Annotated in this window: 10 protein-coding genes; 7 read left to right on the plus strand and 3 right to left on the minus strand. The window is 57.4% G+C overall.

What is annotated here, in order from left to right; translation table 11 throughout:
• Positions 1-11: 11 nt before the first annotated feature.
• Together dgoD and DXT96_RS20130 are read left to right on the plus strand one after the other, a co-directional pair.
• Positions 12-1,160: a galactonate dehydratase gene (gene dgoD, locus DXT96_RS20125; protein WP_153516138.1), complete on the plus strand. Its 1,149-nt coding sequence runs from the start codon at positions 12-14 to the stop codon at positions 1,158-1,160.
• Positions 1,161-1,174: 14 nt separating this feature from the next.
• Entirely contained in the window at positions 1,175-1,954 is a 780-nt protein-coding gene (locus DXT96_RS20130) for an SDR family oxidoreductase (RefSeq protein ID WP_153516139.1), read from the plus strand.
• 90 nt (positions 1,955-2,044) lie between these two features.
• Here DXT96_RS20130 and DXT96_RS20135 read toward each other — a convergent pair whose 3' ends face one another.
• Positions 2,045-2,296, minus strand: coding sequence for a hypothetical protein (locus DXT96_RS20135; RefSeq protein ID WP_153516140.1), 252 nt, complete (start codon positions 2,294-2,296; stop codon positions 2,045-2,047).
• A gap of 270 nt (positions 2,297-2,566) precedes the next feature.
• Here DXT96_RS20135 and DXT96_RS20140 point away from each other — a divergent pair, with 270 nt between their 5' ends.
• Both DXT96_RS20140 and DXT96_RS20145 read left to right on the plus strand, forming a co-directional pair.
• Positions 2,567-2,770 (plus strand): CsbD family protein, encoded by a 204-nt coding sequence (locus DXT96_RS20140; RefSeq protein WP_153516141.1) that lies wholly within the window; start codon positions 2,567-2,569, stop codon positions 2,768-2,770.
• Positions 2,771-3,010: 240 nt separating this feature from the next.
• Entirely contained in the window at positions 3,011-4,090 is a 1,080-nt protein-coding gene (locus DXT96_RS20145) for a hypothetical protein (RefSeq protein ID WP_149901088.1), read from the plus strand.
• A gap of 56 nt (positions 4,091-4,146) precedes the next feature.
• On the opposite strand, the gene DXT96_RS20150 is transcribed toward DXT96_RS20145, so the two are convergent.
• Positions 4,147-5,916: a diguanylate cyclase gene (locus DXT96_RS20150; protein ID WP_153516142.1), complete on the minus strand. Its 1,770-nt coding sequence runs from the start codon at positions 5,914-5,916 to the stop codon at positions 4,147-4,149.
• Positions 5,917-6,265: 349 nt separating this feature from the next.
• Between DXT96_RS20150 and DXT96_RS20155 the strand changes: the two genes are divergently transcribed.
• Positions 6,266-8,215: an ABC transporter ATP-binding protein/permease gene (locus DXT96_RS20155; RefSeq protein WP_153516143.1), complete on the plus strand. Its 1,950-nt coding sequence runs from the start codon at positions 6,266-6,268 to the stop codon at positions 8,213-8,215.
• 45 nt (positions 8,216-8,260) lie between these two features.
• Here DXT96_RS20155 and DXT96_RS20160 read toward each other — a convergent pair whose 3' ends face one another.
• Positions 8,261-9,340: a class I SAM-dependent methyltransferase gene (locus DXT96_RS20160; RefSeq protein ID WP_153516144.1), complete on the minus strand. Its 1,080-nt coding sequence runs from the start codon at positions 9,338-9,340 to the stop codon at positions 8,261-8,263.
• A 315-nt stretch (positions 9,341-9,655) separates the two neighbouring features.
• On the opposite strand from DXT96_RS20160, the gene gmd reads away from it, so the two are divergent.
• Entirely contained in the window at positions 9,656-10,726 is a 1,071-nt protein-coding gene (gene gmd / locus DXT96_RS20165) for a GDP-mannose 4,6-dehydratase (protein ID WP_153516145.1), read from the plus strand.
• On the plus strand, positions 10,710-11,702 hold the full coding sequence (locus DXT96_RS20170) for a GDP-L-fucose synthase (RefSeq protein WP_153516146.1): 993 nt from the start codon (positions 10,710-10,712) through the stop codon (positions 11,700-11,702). Before gmd ends, DXT96_RS20170 begins: the two co-directional genes overlap by 17 nt.
• Positions 11,703-11,785: the final 83 nt, after the last annotated feature.

Here is an 11,785-nt window from a genome sequence, read left to right on the forward strand (position 1 = left end):
GGACTGATCTCATGAAAATTACCAGGCTGACCACCTACATCGTCCCGCCACGCTGGCTTTTCCTCAAGATCGAAACGGACGAAGGTATCGTGGGGTGGGGCGAACCCGTCGTCGAAGGCCGCGCGCTGACGGTCGAGGCGGCGGTGCAGGAAATGGCGGATTATCTGATCGGCAAAGATCCGTTCCTCATCGAGGATCACTGGACGGTGCTTTATCGTGGCGGCTTCTATCGTGGTGGCGCCGTGCACATGTCCGCGCTCGCCGGTATCGATCAGGCGTTGTGGGATATCAAGGGCAAAGCGCTCGGCCAGCCGGTTCACTCGCTTCTCGGAGGCCAGCTTCGCGACCGTATCAAGGTCTATTCCTGGATCGGCGGCGACCGGCCCTCGGACGTCGCGCAAAATGCCAGAGATGTCGTGGCGCGCGGTTTCAAGGCCATCAAGTTGAACGGCTGCGAAGAGATGCAGATCGTCGATACCAACGAAAAGGTCGAGAAGGCTGTCGAGACCATTGCCATTATCCGTGAAGCAGTCGGTCCGCATATCGGCATCGGCGTCGATTTCCACGGTCGCGTTCACAAGCCGATGGCCAAGGTGCTCGCCAAGGAACTTGAGCCTTACAAGCTGATGTTCATCGAAGAGCCGGTTCTTTCCGAAAACAAGGAAGCGCTGAAAGAGATCGCCAACCATACCTCGACGCCGATTGCGCTGGGTGAGAGGCTTTATTCACGCTGGGACTTCAAATCCGTCTTCGAAGGCGGTTACGTCGATATCATCCAGCCGGACCTGTCGCATGCCGGCGGCATTACCGAATGCCGCAAGATCGCGGCCATGGCGGAGGCCTATGACGTGGCGCTCGCGCCGCATTGCCCGCTGGGGCCGATTGCACTCGCCGCCTGCCTGCAGGTGGACGCCGTATCCTATAACGCGTTCATCCAGGAGCAGAGCCTCGGCATTCATTACAACAAGAGCAACGATATTCTGGATTACATCTCCAACAAGGATGTGTTCCAGTATGCGGATGGCTTCGTCTCTATCCCGCAGGGGCCGGGCCTTGGTATTGAAATAGACGAGGCCTATGTCATCGAGCGCGCCAGGCAGGGTCACCGCTGGCGCAACCCGATCTGGCGTCATGCCGATGGCAGCTTTGCCGAGTGGTGAGTGGGGTGAACAGCATGGTTGGAAGGCTTTCCGGCAAACGCATCTTCATAACAGGCGCGGCTCAGGGTATCGGCCTTGCTCTTGCCAAGGCATTTCTTCGTGAAAACGCCGCCTTGTTCCTGATTGATCGCGACGCCGATCTGCTCGAACGCGAGGCGCGCGCACTTCAAGATGGCGGGGGCAAGCTCGGCTGGATGGCGGCGGACATTACGGATGCGAACGCGATTGAAGCGGCTGTAGAAAAAGCGGCAGGCGAGATCGGTCGGATCAACGCACTCGTCAACAATGCCGGGGTCAACGTGTTTGCCGAGCCGCTGGAAACCAGCGACGAGGAATGGCAGCGCTGCTTCGATATCAATCTCAAGGGGGCGTGGTATTGTTGCAGGGCGACGCTTCCGGGCATGATAAAAGCGGGCGGTGGCGTGGTGCTGAACATCGCCTCGACGCATGCGTTCACGATTATCCCGCATACGTTTCCCTATCCGCTGGCAAAGCATGCGCTTATGGGCATGACCAAGTCGCTTGGCATCGAATATGCGTCCAGAAATATACGGGTGAATGCGCTGGCGCCCGGATATGTCGCGACCCGGAAGGTCATCGATTATTGGAACAGCTTCCCCGATCCCGTGGCGGCGGAGGCGGAAACCATGAAGCTCCATCCTGGAGGTCGTATTGCCACTCCGGACGAAATCGCAATGGCAGCCGTCTTCATGATCTCCGATGAATGCCCTTTCATGAACGCGACATGCCTGACTATCGACGGCGGCCTCAGCGTCCAGCAACATCCTGTTTGAATGCTGCCGGGGTCGCCGAAGAGCGGTTAAGACGACGGGTTGCCGCATAAGGCAACGACGCACAAGCGCCACTCCTCTGCGGCAGCCCGTTCATCGCACCTCTACACCATAGGCGGGACGGGGCCGGTAACGGTAATCGCCGCGCCCGTCGCCGCGGTCACGCCACTCCCTGTGCTGACGCCATTGACGGCGGTCATAGTCACGGTATTGGCGATCGCGGTCATAAGATCGGTAATAGACGCCGCTCGAGTAATATCCGCCCGTCCGGTATCCACCGTCATCCACGCATCCACTCAGAATGCCCACAGAGACCAGGCAGATTGCGGCGCTCAAAAGCTTCATTGTTTTATCTCCCAAAAAGCTAGCGTTAACGTGAAATCACGCTTGCAGTTCCATTCCGGAGATGTTGACGCGTGTGTCATTAACCCGGGCTGAACGGGGACCCAAGCTGTTTCCAATGCTGCTCGCCCCAGGTGAGCTCCGGCCTTCGCACCCAAACCAAATACCTGTTCACGTATCCACGATTGAAACGTCCCGCCGGCGATCCATTTCGGAACCTCAGCGATGTGCGGGCATTTACACGAGGCAAACACAAAGCAAAGGGAGGCCCAAATGGATTGGAATCGTGTCGAAGGCAACTGGAAGCAGATGAAGGGTAAGGTCAAGGAGCAGTGGGGCAAACTCACCGACGACGATCTTGACGTCATCAACGGCAAGCGCGAGCAGCTCGAAGGCAAGCTCCAGGAGCGTTACGGTTACGAAAAGGACCGGACCAGGAAGGACGTTGACGACTGGTATGGTCGTCAAAGCTGGTAGCCACAAGACCCCGCTTCGGCGGGGTTTTTCTTATCCGGGTTTACCGGTCGTGAAACTTTTTCAGTCGCTGCGAGTTTGATCTGCAGAGCAATCAGCTCGCACCTGTCACCAGAATATAATCAACCGCTACGCGGAGGACTCGTCGTCCTTTCGGAGGAGATACCGTATGAACTCTATCATTTATCTAGTCGGGCTCGTCGTAATCGTCTTGTTCATTCTCTCATTCCTGGGGTTGCGCTGATGGTTGATTCAATCGGTACTGAAACCAATCGCAGCTATGTCGATTGGCCTGCGATTTTTGCTGGCGCATTTATTGCATCAGGCGCCATGGCGGTCCTCACCGCATTTGCCGGTGGATTGGGGCTGAGTTCAATCTCGTTAGACGATGGCGAAGTCAGCACAATCTGGCTGATCATAACCGCCCTGTTCGTTATCATTTCCATGGTCGGCTCTTACATGCTGGGCGGTTACATCACCGGCCGGATGCGCCGTCCTGCCGGGCAGGCAGATCGAAACGAACTGACTGTTCGTGATGGCCTCAATGGTCTGGTGGTCTGGGGAATTGGAACGGTCGTCTCCGCGTTTCTGGCCCTGGGCGTGCTGTCCGGCGGTGCAAAAGCCGTGGGAAGCGTGGCGCAAACCGCCATTGAAGCAACCGGTTCGGCCGTGGGTGGTGCAGTCCAAGGCGCCGGTCAGGTCGCCGGTGGGCTGATTTCGGGGGTCGGCAGTGCGGCGGGCGGCATCGCGCAAGGTGCGGGTCAGGCAGCGGCGCCCAGCATCGAGCAGATGCTTCCGCAGGGCCTGAAGACCAATCCGATCGACTACTTCACCGACACCCTGTTGCGAACGGACACGCAGACGACCCAGCCGCAGGGTGAACAAGGCGCTGGCGATTTCCAGCGTCAGATCAGCGGCCTTCTCGGTAACCTGCTGGCAACCGGCGAGATTTCCGATGCAGACAAAACCTGGCTCACCAATCAGATCGCGGCTCGCACCGGCATCAGCCAGACCGATGCGCAGGCACGGGTGAACCAGACGGTTGAACGTGTGCAGGCCGTGCGTGCAGAAGCACAGAAGAAGGTCGACGAAGCTCAAAAGCAGATCGATGACTTGAAGGCTCAGGCTCAGAAGGCACTGGACGACGCCAAGACAAAGGCCGCTGATGCAGCTGAAAAGGCGCGAGTTGCAGGGATCCTGACGGCATTCCTGCTGGCGGCTTCTGCCATTGTGTCATCTGCTGCGGCATATATCGGTGCCGTTCATGGTGGCCGACATCGGGATGAAGGCCGGATTTGGGGTGGGCTTGCCTACCGGAAATGATCGGTTTCGTATACTAGACAAGAGCCTCCATCCTGACGGGTTGGAGGCTCTTCCATTTACAGTTCGTCTGATGACACCCACCTGTTCCGGCCTGTCTGCTTGGCGTTTAGAAGCGCAGCGTCCGCGCGTTCCAACACGCTGCTCACGGTCCCCGCACCCGGTGACGTTGCAATGCCGATCGATATGGTGATGGGGTCAAGCAGGCGACCGCGGTAGGTGAAAGGTGCGCGCTCGACGGCGTACCGTAGTTTCTCCGCAAGCCTGATGGCATCTTCAATGCCCGCAGCCGGCATGAGCACGGTGAATTCCTCGCCGCCGAAACGGAACAGTTCTCCTAGACCACCGATGGCTTCCGAAAGGACCTGGGCGACATATTGCATCACCGCATCTCCGGCGTCATGGCCAAAGCGGTCGTTGAAGCGCTTGAAATGGTCTATGTCGAGCATCAGGCAGGCGAGGTTTTGGGTTGGCTTCCCAATATGCCTGTTCAGCTCCTCATCAAGAGACCGGCGGTTGAGGAGACCGGTCAGGGCGTCCTGTTTTGCCATGCCGACCAGTCGTTGCCGAAGCTGGAGATTTGCGACGGCAAGGCCGACATTCTCGGCGAGGAGTTCCAGATAGAGTCGCTCCGTCTCCAGCGTCTCGTTACCCTGCGGAATTTCAAGATACAGCAGGCCGACGGTGTCACCCAATGCCGTGAGCGGTATACACAGGCCGGTTCCGATATTCCCCTTGATATGATGGCAGGCGACGTCGTCGCCATCAGGGTTACTGGCATGGGGACGCCCGCGCCGGAGCGCCCAGCAATCGTCGATCGAAAACTCCGGCTCGGAAAACGAAGGATTGGACCATTGCCCCGTCGATTGGAGAACCGAACTGTGCTCCTTGATGACAAGCAGGCGGCCGGCAATGGTTGGGAAAATCTGCGGCATGAATTTTGAAACGACGTCGGACAATTCATCCTGATTCTGACATGCCTGAATCCGATGCATCATTTGCAGGATCAGGTCCTTTATGCGCTGGTTCTTGCGGTGCTCCGCGTCGAGCCGGTCCCGCTCAAGCCCGTTGCTGCGGAAGATGCGGATGGCCTGGTTCATGTCTCCAATTTCGTCACGACGTCCCTCGTCGGGCACATCGATACTGTAGTCCTGTCTGGCAAGGCGCGTAACGATATTGCTCATCCGGATAAGCGGCGCGGCAACACGTCTGGTAAGGACGAAATAAAGCACGGCCACAAACATCAGGGCGGTGAGTGCAAGCATCGCCTTGGCGATCGATCCATAGAAATCGCTCCGGCTTTTGGCCTGGTCAACCGTTGCCTGTGAGCGGACCGCGATACCTTCTCTCAAGGTCGCGACCGTGTTCATGAGGCCCGTATGCAGCCGATAATGCTCATCGCCAAACAGGATCTGCTGTGCGTCGTTCTGGCGGCCGGATCGATAGAGGCTGATGGCCTCACGCTCCATCTTGTCCAGCGCGTCAGCGCTCTTGCGTATCTCCTGAAATGATCCTGCCTCTTCCGGCGAAACACCGAGCGCGGAGAGTTTGTCCAGCGTGTTTTCGAGGTGCTTTTCCTGATCTTCGTCGACGTAGAATTTCGCCAGATGCTGCTCGTCGCCCCGCATGACGTAGAGACGCGCCTCTTCGGTGCGCTCATCCGCAATGAGTGCCAGTTCCTCGGCAAGATCATTCAACTGGAGGTGATCCTGGATGGCCACTCGTTCTTGAGAAGCACTTCTGGCTGACAGAATGAATGTGGTCGCCGACACCGTTGTGAGTACGAGGGTCACGGCATAGGCCAGGTTCGTGATGGTGCTAAGTCGCATGATGGCGCCGTCTGCTTGCCGCAAGCCATGACAACCGGGCGCGGCGGGTCCAATATCAGAGTCTGCTTATTTTAGGGCATCTCGTCAAAACGGGAAGTTAACATACTGCCGATCATCGTCATGATCGGTTGTGCCGCGGGCTATGTCTGATCCCCTTGGCGATGTGTCGTGGAAGGAGCGTCTCGATCACGTCAGCATAACGCCCGCCGCCATCATTACAGCGTCTCGGCAGCGAGCACGAAGTTGACGTTTTGGAACCTTCTCAGCGGCCTTGCGTAACTGCAAAAGAAAATTTCACGACCCATCACAAAGCCGTGAAACCTTTCACGTCATCCTTCGTTAAGCGACCATGATCGACAATGAATCAAGACCGAAACCGGTCGTTGGTGCCGACGAAACTGGTACCGAAACCGCATCCGTCAAGGATGCTCCTGATACCGATGATCCTCTCCCGCCAGAGGAGATGGAACCTGCTTCGGGCTTGACGCCCGAGGAAGCGGAGGAAGCGCGCAGGAAATATCTGCTGAAGCGCTTCTGGATCAGCGCGCGAGGTTTCTGGAGCCGCCGCGGCGATGGGTTGGCATGGCCGTTCTCGCTCGGGCTTTTGGCCATGATCGGCATCAATGTCGCCTTCCAATATGGCATCAACGTCTGGAATCGCGGAATTTTTGACGCAATCGAGAAACGCGACGCTTCGACGGTCTATTTTTTCGCATCCATCTTTCCGCCCATCGTTTTGGGCAGCGTGTTCATCGTCACCTCACAGGTATATGTCAGGATGCGTATTCAGCGGCGCTGGCGTTCCTGGCTGACAAAGGCGCTGGTGGGAAGATGGATTGCGAACGGTCGCTATTATCAGCTCAACCTGATTGATGGCGACCACCAAAATCCGGAGGCGAGGCTCTCGGAGGATATGCGGATCGCCACCGAGGCGCCCGTCGATTTTGTCTCGGGTGTCATCGCTGCCTTTGTGTCTGCTTCCACCTTCATCGTTGTTTTGTGGACGATTGGCGGGGCGCTAACGCTGTCGATCGGCGGTGTCTGGATCACGGTGCCCGGCTTCCTCGTGGTTGCAGCCGTCATCTATGCGATCATCACCTCCAGTTCCATAGCCTTCATTGCCCGAAACTTCGTCAAGGTTTCCGAAGTCAAGAACCAGGTCGAAGCGGAATTCCGCTACACGCTCACGCGCGTCAGGGAAAATGGTGAGAGCATCGCCCTGCTTGGCGGTGAAGAAGAGGAGCGGAGTGATCTCGACAAGAGGTTCGCCAATGTGCGGGGGCAGTGGCGTCTTCTGGCGCAGCAATATATGCGCACCACGGTTGTATCGAATGGTTCGATGTTGATTGCGCCCGTCGTACCGCTTCTGCTCTGTGCGCCCAAGTTTCTCGATGGCAGCATGTCGCTCGGCGAGGTCATGCAAGCGGCTTCCGCCTTCACCATCGTCCAGTCCGCATTTGGCTGGCTGGTCGATAACTATCCGCGCCTGGCAGACTGGAACGCCTGCGCACGACGCGTCGCTTCGCTGATGATGTCGCTCGATGGCCTTGAACGGGCCGAAAAAAGCGACACGCTCGGCCGCATCGTGCGCGGTGAAACCGAAGGCGAGACCATGCTCAGCCTCAAGGATGTTTCCGTGTCCCTGGGCGATGGGACCGCCGTCGTCAAAGAGACGGATGTGGAAATCGGCGCGGGCGAGCGCGTATTGGTATCAGGGGAATCCGGCTCGGGCAAAAGTACGCTGGTGCGTGCCATTTCCGGCCTCTGGCCGTGGGGCGGTGGCAGCGTGAATTTCCGCGCCGGCAGTCAGCTGTTCATGTTGCCGCAGCGGCCATACATTCCAGCCGGCACGCTGCGCCGCGCGGTCTCTTATCCTCAACCGGCGGAAAGCTGGACGGCGGAAGAGATCGGCGTCGCTCTCGACAAGGTCGGTCTTGGCCAACTCAAGGACAAGATCGAAGACGAGGCGCCCTGGGACCAGACATTGTCAGGCGGTGAAAAACAACGGCTAACCTTCGCACGCCTGCTGCTCAACGCCCCCGATATCATCGTCATGGACGAAGCGACGGCCGCTCTGGATGAGAAAAGTCAGGACAAGATGATGCAGACAGTGATCGACGAACTACCGGATGCCACAATTATTAGCGTGGCGCATCGTGCCGAGCTGGAGGCATTTCATAGCCGCAAGATCACACTGGAGCGCCGCGAAGGTGGCGCAAAGCTTGTCAGTGATATCGAGCTTATCCCGCGCAAGGCCAGAAAGGGGTCTATGCTTCGGCGCATAGTCAAGCGGCGGTGACGGGTACATTTGATGGCCCCGCTACGCAGTTTTACTGGAAATGCGCTAGATCAGCAGATAGCTGGCCTCGGAAATACGTTGAACAACGGCTTGCCCCGCAAGGATGATGAAGTCGCCTTCAAAGGGCTGGTCAGGCCGTAGCAGGTGTTTGTCGATCGTCAGCAGGAAATGCGGTGAGTGCAGTTCGCCCGGCGATATGGAAATGTAAGACCAGCGATGCCAGGCGAATGGCATTGCGGCGAGGGTCATGCCCAGCAATCCTTTGAGGCGCATAGACCATGTTTTCGATGATTTGGCGTGGCGCGCAACATCGGCATCGCCGACAATTTGCGGGCGGTTCCAGGCCGTCTGGCCATGGTTGATCTTCCATGCGTCGGGGTCGTCATTTGCCAGATCGATTGTCGATTTCACCGGCTCGGCGATCAGCGCGACGTTCGGGCTGAGCAGGCGTGGAACGAAAGAAAACGGCAGGCTGCGGATTTCGCGCAAGGGCGCGTTGACGCGGATAAGCTGCGCCAGACATCGCCAATCGAAGCCCTGATGGGAGGTATGGTGCGCGGGCACCCGGTCCAGCCGGTATAACCCTGCCCAAAAAGTCTCTTTCAGGTTGCCGGATTGCCGGTTGTAGCCCATGAGGGCCGCCCCCCAGTTCTTGATCCATACGGCTGGCCCGACTTCGACCGGCACCGTCACCAGGAAAATCCGGGGGCGAACGATCGCGCAGACATGCTCGATGACACGGACGGTGCGGTTGAGGTGGATATGTTCGAGCGTTTCCAGCGCGATGACGATGTCGGCCTCGATCGTTTCGTAAAGGCGCTCGTCGGTGGCGTCGCCGACGATGAAACGACAGTTTTCAAATTTGCTGTAACGATTGCGCGCGGCCTCGATGAAGGTCGGATCGTAGTCGATGCCCACATAGTCAACGTCGAATTTCTCCAGAATATGTCCGACCGCAGTTCCAGGCCCGCAGCCGATATCCAGTATTCTGACCTTCCGATTACCGACATCCTTCTGCACTGTTTCGAGGACCTCAAGCAGCTTTCGATAGCGGCCCGCATGCAGAAAGCGCGTCAACCAGTTGAAGTTCTGCGTTTTTTCATAAGTCGTCGCGAACGTACCCATCCAATCCGCCTCCATGAATCTTAGATGATGTCGTCTCGCGCTCACTGCCGTCGTAAAGATCGTGCGCGACCCGGCGTTGTATTTCCGAAGTCTGGCACGGTGCGCGCGACCTGCAACTCGACCAAAAGGCTTAAGGCGGGAGTGGGGATACTCACCCTGCCTCCTCTTAAAGGCAGATGTCGACGTGGTGGACGGTGAATCGGCCAGTTCTGACCTGCCGTCCTCTCCCTTTTGGTATGCTGCCGACCCGCAGGGCCTCGTTATACCTTCTATGGAGGCGCCAGCCGGGGCCTGAACCGCTGGGAGATGTGGTGGATGGTAGACAAGAGAGCCTTGATCATCGGCGTAACCGGGCAGGACGGAGCTTATCTGAGTGAATTGCTGCTTGCCAAGGGATATATCGTTCACGGCCTGAAGAGGCGGTCTTCCTCCTTCAATACCGGCCGGATCGATCATCTTTATCAAGATCCCTTCGAGGAAGACCTTCGCTTTCGTCTGCACTTCGGTGACCTGACGGATGCCACGAACCTGTGCCGGGTCATTCAAGAGGTCCAGCCCGACGAGATTTATAATCTTGGCGCCCAGAGCCATGTCCAGGTCAGCTTCGAGACGCCGGAATATACGGCAAATGCGGATGCGCTTGGTACGCTGAGACTGCTGGAAGCCATGCGCATTTTGAACTTGGGCGACCGGTGCCGGTTTTACCAGGCGTCCACATCGGAGCTGTTCGGGGGGATGGGTACTGTTGCCCAGCACGAGGGTACGCCGTTCTATCCGAGAAGCCCCTATGCTGCGGCAAAGCTCTACGCCTACTGGATGACGGTCAATTACCGGGAAAGTTACGGCTTTCACGCATCGAACGGCATTCTTTTCAACCATGAGAGCCCCATTCGCGGGGAGACATTCGTCACGCGGAAAATCACGCGCGGCGTTGCGGCCATCGAACGCGGTCTCATGGGCAAACTGCGTCTTGGCAATCTCGACGCAAAGAGAGACTGGGGACATGCGCGCGATTATGTCGAAGGCATGTGGCGCATCGTGCAGCAGGAAATACCCGAGGACTACGTGCTCGCGACCGGCGAGGCACATACGGTGCGGGAATTCGTCGAGCTTGCTTTCGGCGTGGTTGGCAGGAGCATCGAGTGGCACGGCGATGGCCGTGACGAAGTGGGATACGATGCCAAAACCGGAAATACGATCATCGAAATCGATCCGAGATATTTTCGTCCGGCAGAAGTGGATTTTCTTCTCGGTGACTCCAGCAAGGCACGCAGAAAACTAAACTGGAGCCATTCAACGTCCTTTAGCGACCTCGTTCATGAAATGGTCGAAGCGGATCTTCGCCTCGTGATGCTGGAAGAGGGAAGAAATGAATTCGTCGCATAAATCGAAAGACATCGCGTTCAGCTTAAAGGGCAAGCGCGTCTGGGTTGCCGGCCACACGGGAATGGTCGGCTCGGCACTTGTGCGACGGCTGCAACGCGAGAATTGCAAAATCCTCACAGTCTCGCGCAGCGAGCTTGACCTGACCCGACAATATGAGACTGAGCAATGGATGGCGGCGGCAAGGCCGGAGGTTATTTTTGTCGCTGCCGCCAAGGTCGGAGGCATCGCAGCAAATGCAGCCTATCCGGCTGACTTTCTTTACACCAACACCCTCATTTCGATGAACATCATGAAATCGGCTGCCGATATCGGTGTCGAAAAGCTTCTCTGGATGGGATCGAGCTGCATCTATCCGAAATTCGCAGCACAACCGATCACGGAAAATGCCCTTCTAACAGGTCCGCTGGAGCCCACCAACGAGGCCTACGCGATTGCCAAGATCGCGTCGCTCAAGCTTTCCCAGTTTTATGCCAGTCAGTACGGCCTGAATTGCGTCTCCGTCATGCCGACCAACATCTACGGCCTGAACGACAATTTCGATCCGCAAAGCTCACACGTCATTCCTGCGATGATCAGGAGAATGCATGAAGCGAAAATCAGCGGTCAGAACAAGGTTGTTCTATGGGGCACAGGCAGTCCTCTGCGTGAATTTCTCCATGTGGACGATCTGGCGGATGCCTGCTGTTTCCTGATGAAATCATCGGCGCATTTCCCGCTGCTCAATATCGGCTCGGGACGGGAGATATCCATCCGCAATCTCGCCCATCTGATTGCAGGCATCGTCGGCTATGACGGGCAGATCGTTTTCGACACCAGCAAGCCTGATGGCGCTCCGAGAAAGCTGCTCGACTGCTCGCGGCTAAACGCGCTTGGCTGGACCTCGACGGTGGAACTCAGATACGGAATTCAGGATTTGTATGAGTGGTGGCGACAACCGAAGTCGCTGCAACCGGATATGGTACGACAAGCCGTGTAATAAGCCATCACGGGGCGTGCAGGTGCTATTTCTGGAGACGGGTCCGCTTCGCTTGCTGATGCCGGTTCCACTCGCAGGAATTG

The sequence above is a fragment of the Agrobacterium sp. ICMP 6402 genome, from assembly GCF_009498615.1.
Taxonomy (GTDB): domain Bacteria; phylum Pseudomonadota; class Alphaproteobacteria; order Rhizobiales; family Rhizobiaceae; genus Agrobacterium; species Agrobacterium burrii.

What these genes read in the sequence shown, in the direction of transcription:
- dgoD (WP_153516138.1), top strand. Translation starts at nt 12, where the DNA reads ATGAAAATTACCAGGCTGACCACCTACATCGTCCCGCCACGCTGGCTT.
- DXT96_RS20130 (WP_153516139.1), top strand. Translation starts at nt 1,175, where the DNA reads ATGGTTGGAAGGCTTTCCGGCAAACGCATCTTCATAACAGGCGCGGCT.
- DXT96_RS20135 (WP_153516140.1), bottom strand. Translation starts at nt 2,296, where the DNA reads ATGAAGCTTTTGAGCGCCGCAATCTGCCTGGTCTCTGTGGGCATTCTG.
- DXT96_RS20140 (WP_153516141.1), top strand. Translation starts at nt 2,567, where the DNA reads ATGGATTGGAATCGTGTCGAAGGCAACTGGAAGCAGATGAAGGGTAAG.
- DXT96_RS20145 (WP_149901088.1), top strand. Translation starts at nt 3,011, where the DNA reads ATGGTTGATTCAATCGGTACTGAAACCAATCGCAGCTATGTCGATTGG.
- DXT96_RS20150 (WP_153516142.1), bottom strand. Translation starts at nt 5,916, where the DNA reads ATGCGACTTAGCACCATCACGAACCTGGCCTATGCCGTGACCCTCGTA.
- DXT96_RS20155 (WP_153516143.1), top strand. Translation starts at nt 6,266, where the DNA reads ATGATCGACAATGAATCAAGACCGAAACCGGTCGTTGGTGCCGACGAA.
- DXT96_RS20160 (WP_153516144.1), bottom strand. Translation starts at nt 9,340, where the DNA reads ATGGGTACGTTCGCGACGACTTATGAAAAAACGCAGAACTTCAACTGG.
- gmd (WP_153516145.1), top strand. Translation starts at nt 9,656, where the DNA reads ATGGTAGACAAGAGAGCCTTGATCATCGGCGTAACCGGGCAGGACGGA.
- DXT96_RS20170 (WP_153516146.1), top strand. Translation starts at nt 10,710, where the DNA reads ATGAATTCGTCGCATAAATCGAAAGACATCGCGTTCAGCTTAAAGGGC.